Annotated in this window: 18 protein-coding genes and 2 pseudogenes; 6 read left to right on the forward strand and 14 right to left on the reverse strand. The window is 33.7% G+C overall.

The genetic code is table 11. The features are described 5' to 3' along the window. Positions 1-31 precede the first annotated feature (31 nt). Positions 32-997 (forward strand): quinone oxidoreductase family protein, encoded by a 966-nt coding sequence (locus DET63_RS04820; protein WP_061689243.1) that lies wholly within the window; start codon positions 32-34, stop codon positions 995-997. A gap of 66 nt (positions 998-1,063) precedes the next feature. Here DET63_RS04820 and DET63_RS04825 read toward each other — a convergent pair whose 3' ends face one another. The 4 genes from DET63_RS04825 to DET63_RS04840 all read right to left on the reverse strand — a co-directional run bounded on the left by DET63_RS04825 (position 1,064) and on the right by DET63_RS04840 (position 5,591). Then, entirely contained in the window at positions 1,064-1,774 is a 711-nt protein-coding gene (locus DET63_RS04825) for a histidine phosphatase family protein (protein ID WP_113936023.1), read from the reverse strand. Positions 1,775-1,934: 160 nt separating this feature from the next. After that, positions 1,935-2,459 carry a GNAT family N-acetyltransferase gene (locus tag DET63_RS04830; protein WP_113936024.1) on the reverse strand — a complete coding sequence of 175 codons (525 nt, stop codon included), beginning with the start codon at positions 2,457-2,459 and terminating at the stop codon, positions 1,935-1,937. A gap of 6 nt (positions 2,460-2,465) precedes the next feature. Next, entirely contained in the window at positions 2,466-4,367 is a 1,902-nt protein-coding gene (locus tag DET63_RS04835) for an endonuclease MutS2 (RefSeq protein WP_113936025.1), read from the reverse strand. A gap of 507 nt (positions 4,368-4,874) precedes the next feature. Beyond that, entirely contained in the window at positions 4,875-5,591 is a 717-nt protein-coding gene (locus DET63_RS04840) for a hypothetical protein (RefSeq protein ID WP_113936026.1), read from the reverse strand. 449 nt (positions 5,592-6,040) lie between these two features. Between DET63_RS04840 and betA the strand changes: the two are divergent. Next, positions 6,041-6,670, forward strand: a pseudogene (gene betA, locus DET63_RS30900) (collagen-like exosporium glycoprotein BetA). Positions 6,671-6,763: 93 nt separating this feature from the next. On the opposite strand, the gene amyS reads toward betA, so the two are convergent. Beyond that, positions 6,764-8,305 (reverse strand): alpha-amylase, encoded by a 1,542-nt coding sequence (amyS, locus tag DET63_RS04850; protein WP_113936027.1) that lies wholly within the window; start codon positions 8,303-8,305, stop codon positions 6,764-6,766. 214 nt (positions 8,306-8,519) lie between these two features. Here amyS and DET63_RS04855 point away from each other — a divergent pair, with 214 nt between their 5' ends. Both DET63_RS04855 and pepF read left to right on the forward strand, forming a co-directional pair. Next, the gene (locus DET63_RS04855) at positions 8,520-9,311 is read left to right on the forward strand and encodes an arylamine N-acetyltransferase family protein (RefSeq protein WP_113936028.1); all 792 of its coding nucleotides are present in this window, start codon (positions 8,520-8,522) and stop codon (positions 9,309-9,311) included. Between the two features lie 118 nt (positions 9,312-9,429). After that, positions 9,430-11,217 (forward strand): oligoendopeptidase F, encoded by a 1,788-nt coding sequence (gene pepF, locus DET63_RS04860; RefSeq protein ID WP_113936029.1) that lies wholly within the window; start codon positions 9,430-9,432, stop codon positions 11,215-11,217. A 51-nt stretch (positions 11,218-11,268) separates the two neighbouring features. Here the strand turns inward: pepF and DET63_RS04865 are convergent, their stop codons facing one another. The 8 genes from DET63_RS04865 to DET63_RS04900 all read right to left on the reverse strand — a co-directional run bounded on the left by DET63_RS04865 (position 11,269) and on the right by DET63_RS04900 (position 20,607). Next, complete coding sequence (locus DET63_RS04865; protein ID WP_113936030.1) at positions 11,269-12,315, reverse strand: agmatine deiminase family protein; 1,047 nt, start codon at positions 12,313-12,315, stop codon at positions 11,269-11,271. 96 nt (positions 12,316-12,411) lie between these two features. Next, on the reverse strand, positions 12,412-14,154 hold the full coding sequence (locus tag DET63_RS04870) for an amidohydrolase (RefSeq protein WP_113936031.1): 1,743 nt from the start codon (positions 14,152-14,154) through the stop codon (positions 12,412-12,414). 81 nt (positions 14,155-14,235) lie between these two features. Continuing rightward, a complete protein-coding gene (locus DET63_RS04875; RefSeq protein ID WP_060749143.1) occupies positions 14,236-15,057 on the reverse strand; it encodes a MerR family transcriptional regulator in 822 nt (273 codons plus the stop codon). Between the two features lie 44 nt (positions 15,058-15,101). After that, on the reverse strand, positions 15,102-16,079 hold the full coding sequence (locus DET63_RS04880; protein WP_113936106.1) for an agmatine deiminase family protein: 978 nt from the start codon (positions 16,077-16,079) through the stop codon (positions 15,102-15,104). Between the two features lie 229 nt (positions 16,080-16,308). Next, the gene (locus DET63_RS04885; RefSeq protein WP_002142623.1) at positions 16,309-17,241 is read right to left on the reverse strand and encodes a bestrophin family protein; all 933 of its coding nucleotides are present in this window, start codon (positions 17,239-17,241) and stop codon (positions 16,309-16,311) included. Between the two features lie 178 nt (positions 17,242-17,419). Continuing rightward, on the reverse strand, positions 17,420-17,839 hold the full coding sequence (psiE, locus tag DET63_RS04890; RefSeq protein ID WP_002165314.1) for a phosphate-starvation-inducible protein PsiE: 420 nt from the start codon (positions 17,837-17,839) through the stop codon (positions 17,420-17,422). Between the two features lie 176 nt (positions 17,840-18,015). Further along, positions 18,016-19,179 (reverse strand): agmatine deiminase family protein, encoded by a 1,164-nt coding sequence (locus tag DET63_RS04895; protein ID WP_113936032.1) that lies wholly within the window; start codon positions 19,177-19,179, stop codon positions 18,016-18,018. Between the two features lie 300 nt (positions 19,180-19,479). Continuing rightward, on the reverse strand, positions 19,480-20,607 hold the full coding sequence (locus DET63_RS04900; RefSeq protein ID WP_113936033.1) for a serine hydrolase domain-containing protein: 1,128 nt from the start codon (positions 20,605-20,607) through the stop codon (positions 19,480-19,482). A gap of 261 nt (positions 20,608-20,868) precedes the next feature. Here DET63_RS04900 and DET63_RS30540 point away from each other — a divergent pair. Then, positions 20,869-21,096: pseudogene (locus DET63_RS30540) on the forward strand (hypothetical protein). Between the two features lie 94 nt (positions 21,097-21,190). Here the strand turns inward: DET63_RS30540 and DET63_RS04910 are convergent. After that, positions 21,191-22,417: an MFS transporter gene (locus tag DET63_RS04910; protein ID WP_113936034.1), complete on the reverse strand. Its 1,227-nt coding sequence runs from the start codon at positions 22,415-22,417 to the stop codon at positions 21,191-21,193. A 112-nt stretch (positions 22,418-22,529) separates the two neighbouring features. Here DET63_RS04910 and DET63_RS04915 point away from each other — a divergent pair, with 112 nt between their 5' ends. After that, positions 22,530-23,381, forward strand: a complete 852-nt coding sequence (locus DET63_RS04915; RefSeq protein WP_113936035.1) for a LysR family transcriptional regulator — start codon at positions 22,530-22,532, stop codon at positions 23,379-23,381. The last annotated feature ends 5 nt before the right edge of the window (positions 23,382-23,386 follow it).

Here is a 23,386-nt window from a genome sequence, read left to right on the forward strand (position 1 = left end):
ATCGACAAACAATAAAATGGAGGTATTCCATATGAAAGCACTTTGTTTCGAACAGTTTGGAAGTCCAGATGTACTACAATATAAAGAAATACATGATCCAATCATAAATCCAAATGAAGTTCTTGTTCGCATGCAAGCAATCGGTTTAAATTTCGCTGATATTTATAGACGCCGCGGCGATTATCATCTCGCTGGTAACCCGCCTTATATATTAGGTTATGAAGGCGCTGGTATTGTTGAAAAAGTAGGAGCTAACGTTACTACTATCAATCCCGGAGACCACATTGCATTTGCTGACGTTCCATTCTCAAATGCAGAATTAGTTGCCGTTCCATCTGAAAAAGCAATTACACTTCCAGACTCTATTTCTTTTGAAACAGCCGCTTCTGTCTTATTACAAGGATTAACAGCACATTATTTAACGAAAGATAGCTATCAAATAAAACAGGGTGATATAGCTTTAGTACATGCCGCAGCTGGTGGTGTTGGTCAGCTTCTCATCCAAATGATTAAACTACAGGGCGGAAAAGTAATCGGTCTTACATCATCAAAAGAAAAAGCACAAGTAGCTACGTTAGCTGGTGCTGATCACGTATTTTTATATACTGAAGCATGGCATACGAAAGTACTTGAATTAACTAATGGTGCCGGAGTAAATGTTGTGTATGAATCCGTAGGTTCTACATTAGAAGAAAGCTTTAAAGCGACTAAAGTTGGTGGTACTGTCGTATTTTACGGAATGGCTGGCGGTAATCCAACGCCTGTAGATCCACGTATGCTTATGGATACTTCAAAGACTTTAACCGGCGGAGATCTCTGGAATGTGCTTACGACTCACGAAGAGCGAAAAGAGCGTTCCTCTCAATTATTCGAATGGATTACAACTGGAAAACTAAACATTGCAAGTCCTACTACATTCTCTTTACAAGATGGTGCTCTTGCACATGAATTATTAGAGAGCCGAAAAAGTACTGGGAAGATTTTATTAACCCCATAATTTACAAAATAAGAAAGGGAAGCTAGATTTTCTAGCTTCCCTTTCTTATTTCTATTTGAGATATAATTATATTTCCACACTTTCTTTCCCTTTTGCAACATAACTCATATCTCCAACAGACTCGACTGTGTATGTTCCATCTTGATATACAATCTTCGTCACACTAGCATTTTCCACTCCAAGTTTTGTTTTACTACTGTCTAACATTTCTATTAAGGTAGTAATCAAAAGCCCATGAACGACAACTAGAACGTTGCCACCTCCATTTTTAGCAGCTTCTTCACTAATTTTATCAATCTCTGTTTTTATGCGAGTAGAAAATAATTCCCAATCTTCCGCCTGTTTCGTAGGGTCTGCTGCTCTAATAAGATTAATCACTTCTTGAATAGAAAACTTCATGAGTTCTTCTGGAGATGCAACGCCCGCAGCTTTTCCAACCACATCCCACATATTTTCAAGTTTTTCACCTTCAAAAATACCAAAATTTAATTCTCGTAAATCTTTTCTTTTCTCAAGTTTCAATTTTGATTGCTCACTATATTTTAATACTAAATTAGCAGTTTCAATCGCTCGACCGCTATCACTACTATACGCATTCATAAAATGAATATCTTTTAATCCCGTTCCTAAATTAGAGGCAACTTCCACACCTTTTTCTACTAACGGAGAGTCTGCCCAACCTTGCGCGCGATGATTCGCATTTAATATTGTTTTACCGTGTCTTGTAACATATAACGTAACTACATTCTCATTGCTATCTGTTTCTCGCTTCTTCATTCTATTCTCTCCCTTTACATTTCTATATCAATTTTACCATCTCAATTATTCATTGAGCAAAATATACGTAAGTAGATCTGCTTAATAAAAAAAGCTATCTTTCTGTATATCCCTACAAAAAGATAGCATCTTTTATGATTACATTTCTTAACCGATACTCCTACTCAGCAAAAGCACTCGAATATTGTACAATTCCTTCTACACCTTGAAGAGCATTCTCTCTAAGTTCCATCGCCATAAACACTTCATCAGGTACTTCAAATGGTGCTTTTATATTCCACTCACTTGCTTTCTTAAAGCCAAATTTCGGATAGTACTCTGGATGTCCTAATACTACAACTGACCCGTATCCAAGTTCTTTCGCTTTTTCTAACGCAGCTCCAATAAGCTTTCCACCAATTCCTTTCTTCTGATGGCCCCTAGCTACTGATACTGGCGCAAGCGCTAATGAATCTACAGAAGCCTCATCTTGTTCTATTGTAATTTTCGATAACATAATGTGACCAACGATTTCCTCATCTACCGCAACAATTGATAAAGCTGGAACAAACGTGTCACATTCTCTAATACGTTTTACAAGTTCATGTTCCTTTTTATCACTAAATTCTTCATTTAAAAACGCTTGTTTTACAACTTCTTCTGTCTTACTATAATCATTTTTTTGTTCTTGTCTAATCGTTACCATTCTATATTATCCTCTATTCTTTCTTATTTCTTTTTCAATTTTACGAAGCGCTTTTTTCGATCCGCGCTCAATATCGTGTTGCATTTTTCTTTCTTTATAATCAACAAATAGTGTATTTAAATCATATCCTTCTGGGTATAATTCTTTCGCCGCTACCTCTAAAGTAATACGTTTCACATTCACTTCAACGAATTCACCGTTATAATATACAACGACATTATAGAAATTATTTTTTTCCTTATATACAATCCCGAAATCGTTATGATCTAACAAATTCACACGGTCGCCGATTTTATATTCATAGTCATTTTCTCTTTTTTCTTGCACCATTTTCGGTTTTCTAATCTTACTTTCATTCACTTTTTCTAGAGCGTATTCTTTATTTCCCATATACTCTTTCGCTCTTTGCAGTACATGTTCTCTCACATTCATTTTATTCGCAATCCAAAGTGCATTACTTTCACCTGATTTACCGATCACTAATTTATAAAGTGGCTCTAGTGTTTCACTATTAAATTGCATTGCTGCGTTCATAAAATCATCATGCATTTCTGAAAAGCGTTTAATTTCACCGTAATGCGTACTCGCAATTGTAATACATCCCGCAAGATAAAATTCTTCTAAAATAGATATCGCAAGCGCCGCACCTTCATTCGGTTCTGTACCGCTTCCTATTTCGTCAAATAACAGTAACGTATTATTATTTGACATCCTCATAATTTCAGAAAGATTTTTCATATGAGATGAAAATGTACTTAGTGCATTTTCGATACTTTGGTTATCACCAATGTCTACAAATACATTTTCGAAAATAGCAATTTCCGTTTCTTTATCTCCAGCGATGTGAAGGCCTGACATTGTCGCTAATGTTAACAATCCAATTGTTTTTAGCACAATTGTTTTCCCGCCTGCATTCGGCCCAGTAATAATTAAACTACGGTATTCTTGACCGATTTCAAAGTTTAATGGTACTACTTTTCCACTTAAAAGCGGATGCTTACAATTCATTAAATGAATGTAGCCATGATCGTTTAATTTCGGCTCTATTCCATCGATTGATTTACTAAACTTCGCTTTCGCAAATACCATATCATATTGGCTAATTAGTTCCATATTAATTTTTATATGATAAACATTTTCTAATACCATTCCTGATAAAGTCGCTAAAATTTGATACTCTTCCATCGCTTCTTCTGCTTTCCAACTTGCGAGTTCCGTATTTAACTTTGTAACCGTATGCGGTTCTATAAATACAGTTGAACCTTTAGCCGAAGCTTCAACTATACTTCCCGCAACTTGATTTTTATAAGAAGATTTAATTGGAATCGTATACCTATCGTCCTTCTTACTAATAAAGAATTCCTGAATATATTTCTTATTTGCACTACTATTTAAAAACTTCGTTAAACGTTCTTTTATTTTTCCGTCTACAGAATCAATGTTATTGCGAATTCGTTTTAACTCTTTACTAGCAGCAGAATCAATGCTATTTCCTTTAATTGAAAAGTTAATTTCCTCTTCAATACTTTTATATTCAGTCATTGAATTCGCATAAGAAGCTAATACTGGCGCAAAAAATTCTTTATCTAACATAAAATTTTTAATCTTTCTACAGCCACGTAAAAAGTCTGAAACACTTACTAACTCTGCTGGATCTAAAATCATCCCTTTTTCTAATTTTTGAATTGTACTAGCGATATTAGAAATTCCGAAGAAAGGCACATGCCCTTCTGCATCTACTATAGCTCGTGCTTCTGTCGTTTCATTCAAGCGATTCCTCACTACTTTTATACTCGTACTCGGCTCTAATTTATTTAATAGTTCTTTACCTAATCCACTTACACAATAAGATTTCACTATATCCTTTAATTCGTTATATTGTAACTTTTCAAAAGTCATCGTATTCATTTTGTTTCTCCTCACTATGATTGATTTCTATCATCAATGAAGATACCTACTCATTAGATTCCAATGAATTCTACATTATTCAATTACCATTTTTATACATTAAAAACATATACAAAAAAGCTGCGGGGATACCGCAGCTTTTACATTTACAAGGCAAGTGTAATAACATATGAGGAAATAAGCCATAAAAAAACAGATGGCAACCCCCTTATTACACGCTTTATAAAGTATTGTAGGTATCTTCATAGGTTTCGAAATAAATCCATGACAAAATTAGGGGTATGATGTACATAAAAATCCCCTGGTCTTATCCGATTTATTTCATTAAATTTTTCCTATTTAGTACCTACCGCACTCACAAAAAGCACCTCTCATTAATTTATATTTTATGTTCATTGAAATCTAATTTATTGAAATCATCATACTATATGTTTTGCAAGAAGTAAAGGTGTCAGACTATTGCCTTTCACACCTGAGGAAGGACAATTTTTTCGGATAATGCTTTTTTCACTTTGTAGACTGTAAAACTTTCATATAATCAACCTTTTTCTCAAGGGTCTTTTTCGCATCTTCAGCCGTTACTATATAATCTACAGCAATATTTTGTAATACATCTTTATTAGTATTTGGCAACTGAATCGTTATATCATCCACACTACCCTTACTATCTTCAATCGTTTTATTAAATTCCTGAATACTTCTTGCAACCTCCGCTAATGTCTCCATATGTACAGAATTGTTTACATCTAAAACAGTATTACTTTTAAAAACTGCCGTATAATACTGGCGTAAATTTTTCTTCGTTATTTTTTTCTCAGCATTCTTATCGGAAACATTATCCCCAGTCTGCATTTGATCGAAAATAAGTATAGTATTATTCCCTTTCTCTCCATAATATGTATTAAATTCCCCTTGTAAATCATATGTTTTCTTTTTCATTTTATAATTGTCATTATTTACTTCTGGAGAGATTTGTCCATCAAAATAAAGTTGAAATTGCAAATGCGGTTCATCGACTTGCTGCACAGAAGCTATCCGCCCCTTTGGACCAAGGAAATCCTTTCCGTTATCCAGTGTTTCAACTCCGTTTAATTTAACAGACATACCATATTCCGCTTTTGTATAATTTTGTGCTTTTTGTTCAATTTCTTCATCCGATATATCACATGATGTTAATAGTAATAAACTAAAAACTATGCTATATTTCATTTTTATTTTCTTCATATCGCCTCTCCTTTTGCTACTACTTCCTATACAGAAATACCCTTAAAAATTTTAAATTACGATTTATATAAAGAACTTCCTCTAATAACCGCTACATCAAATTGTCTTCACTGACTTGAATAATAAAAACTCATCATCTTGCTTTAGAAAAAACTAATAACCACAAGTGTAAAAACACCCATTTGTTATCACTTTACACTTATAGTGTATTTTTACACTATAATCATTTTATCGTAAAGCAAATATAACATCTATTAAAATCACGTTAAAAACATACTAATATTTAGTTCTATAGCAATCACAGTACGGTTTTTATCGTATCCAATTTTAAAGTAGCAACTTTAATTTCGTTGTAGAATAATTAAATAAGCGCCTCCGCTATTGCGAATGTCATTTACTTACCCTAATACATTTAATAATTATGACAAGCAATCATAGGAGGTTACTATATGAGCGAAGAATATATTATTTTACATGGACCTGCTCTTGAACCACATTTAATTGGCCCCACACTCCCACCAATTCCACCATTTACATTCCCAACCGGACCTACTGGAATCACAGGACCTACCGGTGCGACAGATTTTACTGGAATTGGAATAACTGGTCCTACTGGTGTTACAGGAATTACTGGAATCGGAATAACCGGTCCCACTGGAGCGACCGGTTTAGGAATTCTCCCGGTATTTGGAACAATAACTTCTGAAGTAGGTATCGGTTTTTCAGCAGTAGTTAATACAAATGTTAATTTGACAATTCCAGGACCTGTTAGTTGAACTACTCTAACCCCAGTAGACAACTCCATTACAATTGATACCACTGGTGTGTACTCTGTATCTTTTTCAATTGTATTTGTGATACAAGCTATTTCGTCTAGTATATTAAACCTTACAATAAATGATTCCATTCAATTCGCCATTGAAACACGAGTTGGTGGTGGTTCTGGGGTAAGAACTACATCCGCTAGAACTGATCTATTACCTTTAAACCAAGGAGATGTCCTTCGAGTACGAATAAGAGAAGCCACGGGTGACATTATTTATTCCAATGCATCTCTTGTTGTTTCAAAAGTCGACTAGTTCATTTATTAAAATAAAGATTTAGGAATGATAACAATATAAAAAGAAGAGTAAGACTTATATTTCAGTCTACCTCTTCTTTTCATCACCAATTTACCGCTGAACATATATGGAAACCGAGCCTCCATTTACATGGAACTGCCCCCATCCATCTTTATTAATTGTTACAGTATTTGTTTGATTACCCGTAATATCGTACCATACTTCCCCAGCGTTATTCTTTCCAACATCCATCCACTTTGATCCTCCTGGTCCGTCTGAGAGTAATGTCGCTAAACCAGAATTAGCATGTACACCATCACCTTCTCTTGTCCAGCCAATCACATCTGGATGGTCTAAATAATCACGCTGCGTACCATATGCAAAGTTTTTTCGTGCCGTCAAAATCGGATCAATTTTATCTTTTAACGCTGGAATTTCATAACTACTATTTCCGTTCGTCCCATAGTAATCACCATAGAAAACTGAAGGATAGCCCTCTGCACGAGTTAAAATAAATGCATATGCCAACGGTTTAAACCACGGACTTACTACAGATTCCAATGACTGCCCAGGCTGAGAATCATGATTCTCAACGAGAGTAACTGCGAGTGCAGGGTGATTTTGCATTACTGTTCCATTTAAAATATTTCTCATATCATAATTCCCATTTCCTTTTGAAGCATAATGAAAGTTGTAATGAAGCGGTGCATCAAATACAGATTGATTATAATTGACCTTCGCTAAATAATTATTTAAAGTCTGGATGTCATTTTGCCAATATTCAGCTACTGTAAACATTTCTTTCCCGGTTTGTTTTCTGACATGATTTACCCAATCGCGTAAATATTCATGATCAATATGTTTAACAGCATCTAAACGAAAGCCATCTAAATTTAATTCATTCGCATACCACGTCCCCCAATTTTTCATCTCATTCGCAACATCTGGATGATCAAAATCAAGATCTGCATACATTAAATAATCATAATTTCCATTCTCGCTAGACACTTCCCAGTCCCACGCTTTACCTATACCCCTAAATTTATAAATTCGGTTTAATTTTCTTCCTTCATCCCAATCCGTTCCGTCAAAATGATACCATTTCCATTTAAAATTAGAATAAGTATCTCCGCGCCCAGGAAAGTTAAACCCCGTCCATGCATTAATTTCATAATCACCTGACACCTCAATATTTCGATTGTTACGGTCTACCTCAACAGCTGTTACAGTTTCAGTATAATCTGCTCCACCTTTATGATTCATAACTACATCACCGTATACATCGATGTTTTGCTTATGTAAAGCTTCAATTGCAGATTTCAATTGTGCTTTCGTCCCATATTTTGTTCGTACCGTTTCTTTTTGATTGAATTCCCCTAAGTCATATAAATCATATGCTCCATATCCTACGTCATTTTGCGTAGTTCCTTTATATGCAGGCGGTATCCAGACAGATGTAATTCCTTTCTGAGCTAAATTTTCAGCATCTGAATGCAAGCGGTTCCAATGATTCCCATCATTCGGAGCATACCACTCAAAATACTGCATTAACGTTCCATTGTTAACCGTATCTGCATACGCTTTACTCCCCCCATATATACTAGGTAAAAACAAAAAAACCGACAAGCCGACTACTGTTATTCTTTTCATCATATTTACACCATCCCCTTCAAGAAAACGTTTGCATAATTTATTAAAATTATTATAATATTCGTTCTACAGTTAGTAAAGTAGTAATCTTTTAATCTCTCACATTATTTTTCATGTAACTTCACATATTCCACAAGTACCCCCACATAGTTTAAATTTCACATCTTATTCAAGATTGTTTACAATTTACCTATAAAATCATAACGGAGGGATTTTCATGACAAACTTTCAAAAACAATTTTTCGCACGATTAAATATAGAAGAAAAAGAAACAGTTTCATTTGAAGATTTACCTAACATTATGTACGCAATGTCACAATCTGTCCCTTTTGAAAACTTAAATATTCTCGAAAACAACTTTAAAGAAATATCAAAAGAAAATCTAAAAGAAAAAATTTTAATAAACAACCGTGGCGGCCTTTGTTATGAATTGAATCCGGCTATGTATTACTTCCTTAAAGACTCTAAATTCGATGTCCATCTCGTTTCAGGAACAGTTTATAACGCTGCAAATTCTATATGGGCTGTAGATTCAGGGCATATCGCAACTGTTTTACAACATCATAATGAACTTTACTTAATTGAAGTAGGTTTCGGATCATATTTACCCCTTTCCCCTGTTCCTTTCTCAGGTGAGATCGTTCATTCTGTAACAGGCGACTATCGTATTCGTAAAGAAACGACTGAAAAAGGTAATTATATTTTAGAAATGCGTAAAAGCAATGAGTTTCTAGATCAATCTTCTACTGATGATTGGACAGTAGGTTATGCATTTTACTTGGAAGAAGTGGATGAACCGAAAGTAAATGCAGCACAAAAAATTATTGTTGAACATGAAGGTTCACCATTTAACAAAGTACCTCTTGTTGTAAAACTTACTCATGACGGGCACGCATCATTAACAAAAGATAGCCTTACAGTAACGAAAAATAGAAATAAAACAAAAGAAACAATTACAAAAGAGCAATATACAAACCTCCTTCATTCAACGTTCGGCATTACATTATAACTTTTAAAGCCTCGCCATTTCCGGCAAGGCTTTTTATTTTCCAGCAGGGATTTTTTGCAATTTGTTGTATTTCATAGTTATATAGGAATATAACTACATATTTAGAAAGGAAATGATTATGACAGAACTTAAAGATCGACTACAAGTAGCTGATAAAGAAAAATGGGATTTAACGGATATTTATCATACAATTGAAGATTGTGAAAGCGATTTTCATAAAATTGAAGTATTAACGAATGAATTACACAAGTTTAATGGAAATATTCACGACGGCAATAGTTTATTAGCTTATTTAACAAAGAGTGAAGAAATATCTAGCATAATATCTTTAATGTTCGCTTATGCACGATTACAATCTGATCTTGATACACGCGATACTGACGCTCAATCCCTTGTCGATAAAGTATCACAATTACACGTGAAAGTAAGTGCGGCTAAATCTTTCTTTTCCCCATTCTTACTTAGTGTAGATGAAAACACATTACATTCTTACATAGAAGAAACAGAAGGCTTACACTATTATAAAGAAGACTTATTTGAGTTATACCGTTATAAAAAACACGTTTTGAATAAAGACCAAGAAGAGATTTTATCACAAATGGGTGAAGCACTCTCCTCCCCGCAGCATACATTTGGCATGTTAAATAATGCAGATATAATTTTTGGTGAAGTGACTACTGATGATGGAGAAAAAGTAAACTTAACACGTGGAATGTATTCAAAGCTAATAGAAGATGAGAATCGTGAGAAACGTGAAGAAGCCTATAAAGCTTATTACAAACCATACGTTCAATTAAAGAATTCTATCGCTTCTACTTTGTCCGCAGCTATTAAAAATAATGTTACTGTCTCAAAGCTACGAAAATATCCATCAGCTTTAGAAAAATCATTATTTGGCGACATGGTTCCGGAAGAAGTATATGAAAATTTAATCGATACGACGAAAAAAAACATTCAATCATTACATACGTATAATGAACTTAGAAAAGAAAAATTAAATGTAGATGAACTAAGACAATACGACTTGAGTGTTGATTTAGTAAAAGGTGTAAAACAAGACATTCCATACGACGAAGCGTTTGATATAATGATCGCGTCACTAGCTCCTTTAGGTGAAGAATATATCGAAACATTAAAAAACTTTAAAAATAAACGCTATATAGACGTGAGAGAAACACCAGGAAAACGTTCTGGTGCTTATAATTTTGGTGTATACGGTGTTCATCCTTTCATTCTTTTAAATCATCATGATGATTTAAATAGCCTTTTCACCCTTACTCATGAATGCGGACACGGTATGCATACGCATTACTCACACGGATACCAACCAAGAATTTCTGCACACTATTCCATTTTCGTAGCGGAAGTCGCTTCTACCGTAAATGAAGTGTTATTAATTCATTATTTATTAAAAGAAGCAAAAGAAACGAACGTACGTAATCATTTAATTAACTACTTTATCGATAGCTTTAAAGGTACTTTCTTTACACAAATCATGTTTGCAGAATTTGAAAAAATCACACATGAAATGGCCGAGCAAGGTAAACCACTAAACGCCCAAGTCTTTAGCGAAATTTATGAAAAGTTATTTAGAGAATATAACGGTGATTCACTTGTATTTGACGAAGAAGTAAAATATGGCTGGTCTAGAATCCCTCATTTCTACCGTCCATTTTACGTATACAAATACGCAACGGGCTTCGCTTCTGCCATTCAAATCGCCGATAAATTATTAAGCGGCGATCCAAATGCTCAGAAAAACTATATTGAATTCCTTAAAGGCGGTAGTTCAGACTATCCATTAAATCTACTGAAAAAAGCTGGCGTTGATTTAACTACGCCAGAACCGATTGAAAGTGCATTAAATCGATTCACCCAACTTGTTGAAGAGTTTTCAGCATTATAGAAAAAAGCATGCAGATTATAGAATCTGCATGCTTTTTTCATTTCGGTTACTTTATACTAAGTGTTGCTGCGTCACACAATGAATCATACCACCATACGCATACAGTTCATTTACATAAACACCGACAATTCTTCTTCCTGGAAACTGCCCTTCAATGATTTGAAGCCCTAACTTGTCATGTTCATCACCATATATAGGAACTAATACAACTTCATTTCCAATATAAAAGTTCAAATACGAGCCCTTACAGTCTGCCTCTTTTACCACTTTTCTTGTTACAGGTACTGGGATGAGCTGAAATGGATTTCCATCTATATTTCTCGCTTGTCGCAATTCTTGATAATGCTTTTCCTGTGCCTCCAAAAGGTAGGATTCACTCTCCCCAAAAGGATCATATTCATAAAGAATCGTATTTTCATTTACAAAACGTGCTGCCCCATCAATATGGTAATCCGTATCTTCATCATAATTATCCTCACCGCGAATGCCCGTTATCCATATAAAATTCGTGACCCCCAAATGCTTCGTTAACTCTATTTCAATCTCTTCCTGACTTAGTGTAGGGTTTCGATTTTCATTTATAATAGAAGTTTTTGCCGCCATTAAGGTTCCATTTCCGTTTATCTCTATTCCTCCACCTTCTAGACAGACACTAGAATTAACTTTTGGAATGTTATACATTTCACTTATTTCCGCCGGAATACCCGTATCATTTTCATACGGATATTTCTCACCCCACCCATTAAATACCCAGTGTGTTAAGCAGAGCTTGCCTTCCTTATCTTTTACAAAGATCGGTCCGTTATCTCTTATCCATACATCATCCGTCTCTTGAACTAAGAAATCAATTTTATCCATATCCACTTTCGCTTCCATTAACTTCGATTGGACATGTACTTTTTCTTCTTCATCATATACAACAATATGCACAATTTCTCCGTAATGAAGCTCCTTTGCCATCGTTACCCAAATATCATCTAACTTAGCTCTGTAACCTTCACCTCTATGAGCTTTATCATGAGGCCATTGGAGCCATGTCCCCTCATGCTTTTCCCACTCAGCTGGCATATAAAACAAACTATTTTCCATATTTCTCATACATGTTCACCCCTTCTTCGAATGTAAATTCAGTCTAAACTTTGACATCGTGTTAAGGTCAACAGAAATATATTAACTACTTCATAAACTGATTCTTTATTTTCCCTTGTGATACACTACTTCTCCTTGTAAAACCGTCACTAAAACTTTCGCATTCGGAATCTTATCGACACTCATTTTAGTGATATCTTCATTTAGTAATACCATATCGGCTGATTTACCTACTTCAATTGAACCAGTAATATTATCAAGGCCTAATGCTTTGGCGGGCTTAATCGTATAAGCATCAATAGCTGCATATATATCAGATAAGCCTTTCTCTTCAATACTTAATGCATTCGAAATTGTCACAAGTGGATTTAGTTCATTTACGTCCCAATCACTACTAAGCGATACATTTGCTCCTGTTTTCCAAATTCGCCCTAACGGCATAATTCGTTTCATCTGTTGATCTGTAAAATACGTACTTGCCCAGCTTTGTTTAGGATCTTCCGCAAAATCATGGCCTACTTGAAAATCAGCGCTAATACCTAACTTAGCAAAACGATTTATATCACTATCTTCTACCATCTCAACATGTGTGAGCGTATAAGGCTGATTTGCACCTTCTTTTTTCGCTGCTTCAATTGCATTTAAACTCTCTCTTACCCCGCCATCCCCAATCGTATGAATGAGTGCACCGTAACCAAGTTTATTAAGTTCCGTTAACCACCATTTCATTTTTTCTTCTGGAATATAGTTCAAGCCATACGGTGTTCCCTTAAACCACTCAAATTTATATTTTTCTAGTATTTTAGCTGTGCTGTTAATGCTAATTCCATCACTATACATTTTCACTTGATTAATAAGCATTCGAGATGATACATCATCACGCTTAATTTTTTTGAAATACTCCATTTGTTCTGCTTCATTTAAGTTCGGATATACCCACGGACGAAGTACTACTCGCGATGTTAACTTTTTCTCATCATTTACTTTATTCCAAACATCTAACCAGCCTCGTTTCCAATAGAGACGTCCATCGCCGACTGTAGTAATTCCATTCTTCGCAACCTCATCTAAACCGTCTAACAAACCTTCATAATTTTTTTCAAAGAGATTGGGCTGAGAATTCCATGCTTTTTCCATCACGATATCCCCAGCTGTATCATACAGAATTCCAAAAGGTTCTCCTGTCTCTGGATCCCGAATGATTCTTCCGCCTTGCGGATCTTTCGTCTCTTTATTTATTCCTGCTGATTCCAATGCCTTTGAGTTAACCCATACAGAATGAGAAGTTCTTTCCATAATTAATACCGGGTTATTAGGAAATAGCTCATCAAGAACTTGTAATGGGGTTTGATGTTCTGATTTTTCATCCATATCTTTTAACAGCTCTTCCAAACTAAATCCTGTTCCGCTTATCCATTCACCATCTTTCACATCTTTTTTACAAGCCTTTAAATACGAGCGTTGTTCTTGCAGCGCAGCATCCGGTGAAACACTACAATTCCCTGCTGCTGGTGATTTCGCCTCAAATATATGATTGTGATTGTCCACAAAACCAGGAAGAATAAAACGCCCTTGTAAATCCACCACTTTCGTATCTTCATTTATAAATCCTTCTACATCTTTGTTTGAACCAACAAATGTAATTTTCCCTTCTTTAACGGCTACAGCCTCTACAATGTCTTGCTTGTCATTTGAAGTATAGATTGTACCATTTTTAAACACTACATTTTTTGGCAACTGATTTGGTAGAACGAAGCTACCATTCTCACCTTCTCCTACTCCAGGAGTACACGCTGAAACCCATGTCATACTTAGAATCAGACAAATAATCATGATTGTTCTTTTCATATTCTTTCTCCTTTTTATTATGATGAATTACTTACATAAATAGAATAAGGATTGACATAATGTTAATGTCAATCCTTATTCTCATTCTATTTTCGTAACTAAAAAACAAATTTGTGTGACATACTCTTCTACTAAACAATCACATTCAGATCCCTTTATGTAGACCTCATATGGTGAACCATCTATTACATATCCATTTCTTTCAATCCATTTTTCTAACGCAATATAGGCGTAGCCTATATAGTCATAACTTCCATAATGCATAGTAGTAACGATTTGATGTGGATTTAATTTTTTTATTTCATATTCTTGTACTACATCTTTATTGTTCCCATGCATGACCGGAATCCTTAATTCAACATCACTTTCATTTGGAATATACTCTTCATCATAAAAGACCGTAGAGGGCGAACCGACCATTTGTAAGTTATGCTTTTGTACTTTTTCATATAAGTCATAAAAATAATCATCCATATCATCTATATTTATTTGCAGTCTTTGAGCAATTACTGTTATTTCATTTCTCATTCCAATAAATATATCGTAATTTCTATGACAAGCAGTATTTAAAGCATGATTCATATTTACCATTTCATTCATTTCTGAAATAACCTGTAAATTTTGTTTCACCTCATGAGACAACTCTATAATTTGCGATTGCATATGTTTAATAAATGAATCTTGATCTGATGATTGAAGAATTATTTTAATTTTCGGTAAAGGGAACTTGTACTCCCTTAGCTTTTTAATTTTCAACGCTATTTCAAGCTGCCCTTGCTCATAATATCTATATCCATTTACTGGATTCACATATGCTGGTTTCAATATTTCCTCTTTATCATAATGCCTTAACATTCGTGTACTCATTTTACAAATCCGTGAAAATTCAGTAATTGTATACATATAAATACCCCTTGAATACATTTTCTTATATATAAGCTTATTTATTAAAACCAATCAAATATTTTTCTGATTGAAGAACCTTCATTCTGATCGTTCAGCCTTTTCATTTTTGAAGGTAACAAATGACTAGGACAATACCACGTTAAACAATTCATCGCGCCTCCCATTGTCGATATTTCTCCTACATGACTTTGAATAACTTGTTTCTCAGTATGCTGTTGAATATATCGTAAAACTTCCTCATCTTTAGCTAATCCAAACTTAGGAACGTAAAGCGTATCACATGTTTCTAACATATTTATATATAAACCTTTTGCTGACGCTATCTCTTCATCGTATTGCCCCTTCTCTGTATATGACGAAGGAACAACTATAAATTCAGCCTCTGGCATTTGCTCTTGAATAATCTCTTGAACCTTATATCTAAATTCATGATCCCCTAAAAAATCACTAATAAACATTGTATGTTCATCAATAAATTTAACCATCCCGTCTGCGTGTGCAAGTACATCTCCCTCTTCAGCAGGAATAATAATAACCCGACTCACATCTAAATCCCATTCCAGTTGCTCTATAATTTCTTCTTCCGTCCAATCATAATTATCATCAAATATGCGTTCCGTTAATATAACGGTATCTTTTTTATTCCAAATAAGATTTCCACCGTCTAATATCAATGGAGATGTCACATATTCAAAGTCGTTTTTTTTCAACCATTTATTAAATTGTTGATCTAAATATCGCCCTTGATCTTTCGGTAAATAATTCGGTTGATATTTGAATTTGACTAGATGATTTGTTACAACTGGTGCAACATCTCTTAGCCAAATATCATCATACTCAAAAAAGTTTGTATGAAAGTCTTGCTCTTCAACAGATAAAGATATAAGTTGATCGGTAAATGCTTTATTTGCATTTAAATATTCATTAAAATAAATAATGTCTTCATAAAATGGTCGATAATATTCATTCGATTCATCTGGTATTGCAGTAAAAATAATGCCACTATGTTTTTGTTCCATATTACTTACCTCGCTTTTTAATAATGATTGAATAACTGTTTTCAATAAGCTAACTATTCCCCAATTCATTTCTCTTTTCATTACAATTTTTGAAACGTGCACATTTCATGAATGGATTATAGCACGGAGAAATATTATATATTTATATAAAAAATATAAAGACGTCGTTAAGCCGTAAACTGACTCTTGACAAGATTTTTAAATTTTAATCGTCGTACACAATGAAGGATTAGATGACTTTTTTATCAAGATTCAAATCCATTACTTCTAATAGAGCGTTTTGATTATATAAATTCACTAAATGCGTTTCTACCCCAATGCAAATCCCTTCTAGCGGAAGATCGTTTGGATCTTGACCAAATGGATCCTCAATTTCAACTCCTATTGCTTCAATCCCTATAAATGCAAAACTTATAAACGTAGTTGCAAGTACTGTAAACCATCCAAGACTATCAACAAGACCAATCGATAAAGTCCCGCAAAATATGAGCAGTAAAATTTTAATATGAGCAAAATATGCAAAAGGAATAGGCGTTGTTTTGATCCGATCACATCCACCCACAGCCGTAAGCAGAGTATTCAAATCAGCTTCCATATTAATTATTGCATTTGGGTGAATTTGACCCGTTTTCAAACCTTTTGATAGTATAGTTTTTAACATAAAAACTATACTAATCGGTAAATGAATAGACTCAGCCAACATTTCTTTTTCCTTCTCAGAACAAATATCAAACAATGCTTTTATTTCGGATAAATCTTTTTCGTCTCTCAAATGTCCTTTCGCTATCTTTGGAAAAGCAATTAACAAATGTAAAAATTTTAATTTTTCCTGATCCGTCTTTTTCCCTTCAGACTCCCAATAACATAAAAAACTAACTGCCAAATTTCTAGTACAAGCACCAACCGTTCCAAATAACTTTCTACCTTCCCAATACCTATCATAGGCAGTATTAGTACGAAAAACTAACAGTAGACCTAAAGCTCCTCCAACAATTACCCAAGGAGTTTGATTAATTTTTATTTCTACATAATAATAATTAATCACAGTTACTATCGTTGAAATACATATATATAATAAAATTTGCGGGAAAATATCTCTTACAACCGTTCCTTTTAATGTAAATATTTGATGTAAACTATTTTGATTATTGTAATGAACCATACTTACAAAAACCTCTTTCCTTATTAACCTTTTATTCTTTTAAATTATGAAAGTATACAATTAAATAGCAGAATCATAAACCCTATTATTATAAAACTGGTTAAGATTATTTCTTTCAATACTGTTACTCCTTTTTACCAAAAGATAAAACATCTTTTTTGATTTAAACAACAAACGTTCACTCTTCTAAATCACGACGCATTATTTTAGAATTTGCAATGAATAAAGCACTAATTAATACAAGAATCGCGCAAGCATATATCAATGAATCCATTGGACTATCATGGTCTATAATAATTAGACGAACAATAGCAGTTATACCTATATATATAAAATAACGTAATGGAAAATGAAAATTCATTTGAAAGTACTTTATAATCATTACGATGAATTCAAAATATAAAAAGAATACGACAATGCTATCAATTAAATGATAACTAGATTCCTCACTATTTAATTTAAGTTCTTGTATAAATTGAATGACTTCTTTCATAAGAAACACACTTAAAACAATTCCCAAACAGATCAAAGCTACATTTATAATGTACTGTAGAACGATAGGGAAAAACGAAAATACTCTTTTTAAATTCTTTAACACAAACATTTTTCTCCTTTTCCATATAAAACAATAATGACAATATACTTTTATCTAATTATCGTTACATTAAAATTATACATTCCTATCTTGTTACAGATGTTAAAACAAGACAAAATAAGTAAAGTTAGCATTTCACCTATTTTGTCTATAAAGCAACATAACGAAACTATAATCGATTACTTCAATTGAATCGGTTGTTGCTGTGTCACACAATGGATCATTCCGCCATTTTTATAAAGCTCTCTCACATCAATTCCCACTACTTTACGATCCGGGTATAATTTCTGAATCGTATCGTTTGCGATTTTGTCATTTGGATCATTATAGTTAGGCACCAATATAACTGTATTCCCAACATAATAATTGATATACGACCCCTTATAATCTAGAGTTTTTCCACCTTCTAAAGTAACTTTATCTTTACTAAGCGGTAAGTATTCGTACTTATATTTCTGTCCTGAAGCATTTTTTGCATCTAACAATTTATCCATATCTTTGTTTGACAAGCCCCATTCAGCCAAGTCATCTTCTGCCATCGTTACGATTGTAGATTTATCATGGAATTTAGCAAATCCATCAATATGAAAATCAGTAATATCTAAATTAGGCACTCCATCTAACCAAATAAAGTTTGTCACCCCAAGGTCACTTATATATTTTTCAATTTCCGCTTCTGATAAATCAGGATTTCTATTTTTATTCGTTACTGCGCTTCGAGTTAATAAAGCAGTCCCATTGCTGTCTAATTCAATTGCGCCACCTTCAAGGACAAATTTCCCCCAATCAATTCTTTCAATCTCTAATTGTTTACTAACATTCTCACGTATACGGGCATCATTTTTATATGGAGTTTTCTTTCCCCAACCATTAAATGCTGGATCTAATATTTTCAGATTCTTATTATTGTCATAAACAAAAATCGGTCCACTATCTCTTGCCCACACATCATCAGTAGGAGCGATAAAGAAATCAACTTTATCCATATTCAGCCCTTTATCTATTAAAAGCTTATTGATTCGCTCTTTCTCTTCCTCATCATATGCAACAATGTGGACTTTTTCACCCTCAGTTAAAGCACTTGCCATCTTAATCCAAATAGGTTCAACTTCTTGTTTATACTCTTGACCATATGTGTATTCATGAGGCCATTGTAGCCATGTACCTTCATGTTTATCTTTTTCATCCGGCATCGTATATTTTCCAGCGTTTTTCTGTACCTCTACTTTTTTATCCTCTTTCTCTTTCCCTTTGGCATTTTCATTATTCCCTTCAAAAGAACATCCACTAATAATCGTTGTAGATAATGTAGCTATTAAACAAAACTTTACTATTTTTTTCATTTTTCAACCTCCTGTTCATGTCTACAATACTGTAAGGCTTAACATAGTGTGAAGCTCAAGCTTTTTCATCAATGTAAAAATTACCAATTATTCTTCCGCATGATAATCACATAATTTCAATACAAATAGATGACATTCACAAAGTATATTCCCTATATTTAACATTAATATCATTTGACTTCCTTCATAAATTTATTCTAGTACTAATCCACTCTCATACCTGCTTGTTCACTAAATAAAACATTATTAAATAAAAAAATCGGTATTGATAATTTTATATCAATACCGATTTTCAAATAATTATTTTCCTTCTATTAAATCATTCGCTAATTTCCTAAACTCTTGATTAAATGTATCATTCATACCATTTTGTACGTTAGAGAATAATATTACAAACGTTCTTTTATCCCAGTTAAAATTATTAAAAGTGTTCCAGCCAGCTAATACACCGTGGTTATGATAATAATCTGGGTAAATATAGAAGCTAAATCCATATTTTCTCGCAGGTGATACTGTAAACATATCTGATAAGCTTTGTTTAGAAATCAGCTTTCCATCCATAATAGCCTCATCTAATCTTTTCATATCTTCAACGGTCGTATACATTTCACCACAACCATACAGCCAGTTCATTTTTAAGCGGGGTGTAGCTATTAACTCATTATCTTTTTTCGTGTAACCTTCTGCTAAGAAAATATCTTCAGGGAGAGTTGCACCCATACCAGATTCATTCATTTCAACAGGAGTAAAAATGTTTTCTTTCACATATTCAGCAAGCGGTTTATTCGATATCTTTTCTACAATATACGCAAGTACCATATAATTATAATCTGTATATTTCCATCCTGTCCCTGCAGGAAATTGCAACTTTTGCGCTCCAATCCACGTTACTAACTTTAAACGTGATGCCGCATCAACACTACCTTGTCCCTGATCTGGTAATCCGGACGTATGTGTTAACAAATTTCGTAACGTAATGTTTTTATCTGCTGGAAACGATGGAATATACTTATTTACATTGTCTTCAATATTCAATTTCCCTTTTTCTCTTAGCTGTAATATAGATATTGCAACTACTGTTTTCGTTATGGAACCGATGCGATATTTTGTTCTTGGCGTTGTTAAAACTTTATCTTTTATATTCGCATACCCGTAGCCTTTTCGTAAAACCACATTATTTTTATCCGTTACGAGAACCGTTCCGTTAAATCCTTTATCTTTTAAATATTGATCGAGTTTCGTTGCTGCAATATCATAACGTTTTTGCTGATTCGCATCAACTTTCGATTGAACATTTCCAACTTTATCCTCAAAATTTGAAAATGCCTTCAAACTGTATTTCTTTTCTTTATTTGCATGTATGAGTGCAGCGACACTCCCACAAAAAATAGCAAAAACAAAGAAAGCGATTAACCATTTCTTAAACATATGGGAACCCTCTTTTATCTAGTTTCACTTTATACTTTTCCATTCTATTCTATATCTTTTAATTTTTAAATATCTTATAATCTATCTACTCTATTATTCCTCATAGTAAACTAGATTCCTTTTTCTAACGTTCAAATTTTAACTACTCTCTATTGTAGTTCTTTTTTACAAAATTTCCACCTTACAATCGGATACATCCAACTTTAATTTTAATTTTTTATGTAACATTCGTTACACATTAACAAGAATGGAGGCGTTAATTTGAAAAAGACCGATAAGCGCAATCGTTTAGATGATATGATGTTTCATTATCGAGTAACAAAAAACAATATAGTTTTAATTGAATATTAAGGAAAAAAGATTATAATTTTAAAAGGAAATGATGCTGAAAATTTTTAAAACAAAATAAATCGGGCAAGTAACGAAAAAGAAAAACAGCTTATTATGGCTAAAATTACAGGTAATTTCAAAAGAGGAAATGAGCGTTAATGAAAACCAATCTCATTTCTAAATTGATTATACAGCATATAAAAAAAGAAATGTCACTCTCACGACATTTCTTTAGATTTTCTTCATAAAAGATTTACATTTTTAATATTCTTTTACTGTTACATAAATTCACCGCTGAAACGCTTAATAATGCAGCTATCCCCATCCATGCATATGTGTAGCCTTTTCCATCTACTATATAACCAAACAAAGCAGGCATAAAAATAATAGCTATTTGATTTAACGTAAGCGCAAAACCCACTGTCATCCCTACCGATTCCTCACTTGCAGACTCAGCAACTTCAACCATAAAAAGACTAAACCAACCAATCGCAAAGAACCCTAGCAGTCCGCTCATCACAAACAATACCTCAAGTGTCATTGTGTTTATACTCATTACAACAACTAAAATTAAGCAACAAGAAATACATACAGTTATTAATAAAGGTGTACGACGATCACCTTTGTAATATGTATCACTTATTGTAGCTAATATAATTCGCCCAATCATTCCTGAAAATAGCATAACTGAAAATACTTTCCCTGCTACAATAGGTGTTATCGATTTTTCAATGACTAAAAATTTTATAAAATGTCCGACTAATATCATTTGTAAAGAAATCATGCAAATACCTGTAATAAAAATTGGATACAGCTCTTTTTTACATATTACCTTTTTTAACTGCATCCAAAAAGAAATACTTACATTTTCTTGGCTCGTGTGTTCTCGTACGTACGATTCCTTATAAAATATGAAAAACAATAACCCGCCTATTATACATATAGTTGCAATAACATTTATCGTATAAGCTAAACTAAATTTAATTGTAAGCAAAGGGATTATTACTCCTGCTAACGCCCCGCCAATAGGTATACCAGCTTGCCGTATTCCCATAGCTAATCCGCGAATCTCTTTCGGAAACCATTTCAAGATTACTTTACTTCCACCTGGCTGGGATACGCTATAAAAAGTCCCTATTAAAAAAAGGACAAATAATAACCCAATAAATCCCCTTGCCGTATGAGCAAGTAAAAGCGCCCCGCCAAGTAATACGGCACTCGCTCCAATTAATATTCTTTCATTATATCGATCAAGTAACCTTCCGGCAAAAAGCATACAAAACAACGGACCAATATTTACAGCACTTATTAACAACCCAACCTGCATATTCGAAAGTACATATTTCTGTTTCCAAAATAAAGCGAGTACCCCTACTCCATATGTTATAAGTGTTGCACTTGCCTGTGCTACCGTTGCCAAAGTTAACATCATCCATTTATTAGAACTACTGTACTTTTCAATTTTTTCTTCACTTATCAACGTTATCTCCCCCATATCCCTTTCATTGTATGAAGGTTCTGATATCATGTAAAATAAGTGTTAATAATAGAATCCATCAAAAAAATTGATACCTTTTTCGGGGTGATAATAAATGGACATAAAAGATTTAACGGTTTTTTACGAAGTTGCGACAGTAGGAAATATATCTCATGCTGCTAAAAACTTAAACTATGTACAATCAGGTGTAACGATGCGTATAAAACAACTAGAAATTGAGTTAGGTGTGCCTTTATTTTATCGAAATGGAAAAGGCGTTACTTTAACTTCTAACGGAGAAATTTTATTAACATATGCAGAACAAATCATCCATCTAATCGATCAATCCATTCAAGCTGTCCAAAGTAACGGAACCGAGCCAAAAGGTACGTTAAAAATCGGGTGTACAGAATCGACAACAGCCGTTCGTCTCCCGTCTATATTAACGACCTATTATGAAAAGTATCCAGAAGTTGAATTGATTCTAGAAACAAATACGACAGACCAATTAACTCAGCTCGTTTTAGAGCGAAAACTAGACGGGGCTCTTATCGCTGGAAATATTCAGCATACTGAACTTCATACACTTTCATTTCGAGAAGAAGAACTCGTTCTCATTAGCAAGACTCCTCTATCTTCCTTTAAAACAATAGAAGAACTGAATTTACTCGCTTTTAGTCAAGGTTGTTATTACAGAAAACTATTAGAAAACTGGCTTCAAGAAGAAGGGATTTCACCTAAAAGAATACTAGAGTTCGGAACAATTGAAGCAATACTTGCATGTGTAAAATCAGGTATGGGTACGGCTATTATGCTGAAATCTATTATTCCAGATTACGAACATGGTTTATCTTTAAATACATTACCAAATCACTTTAGAAAGGTTCCTACTACTTTTATTATTCGAAAAGATATTTTCCACTCAGCTGCCTTGCAAAAATTTATGGAGATGATCAACAATGCGTGAAAAAA

The sequence above is a fragment of the Bacillus sp. DB-2 genome, assembly GCF_003315125.1.
Classification (GTDB): Bacteria; Bacillota; Bacilli; order Bacillales; family Bacillaceae_G; genus Bacillus_A; species Bacillus_A mycoides.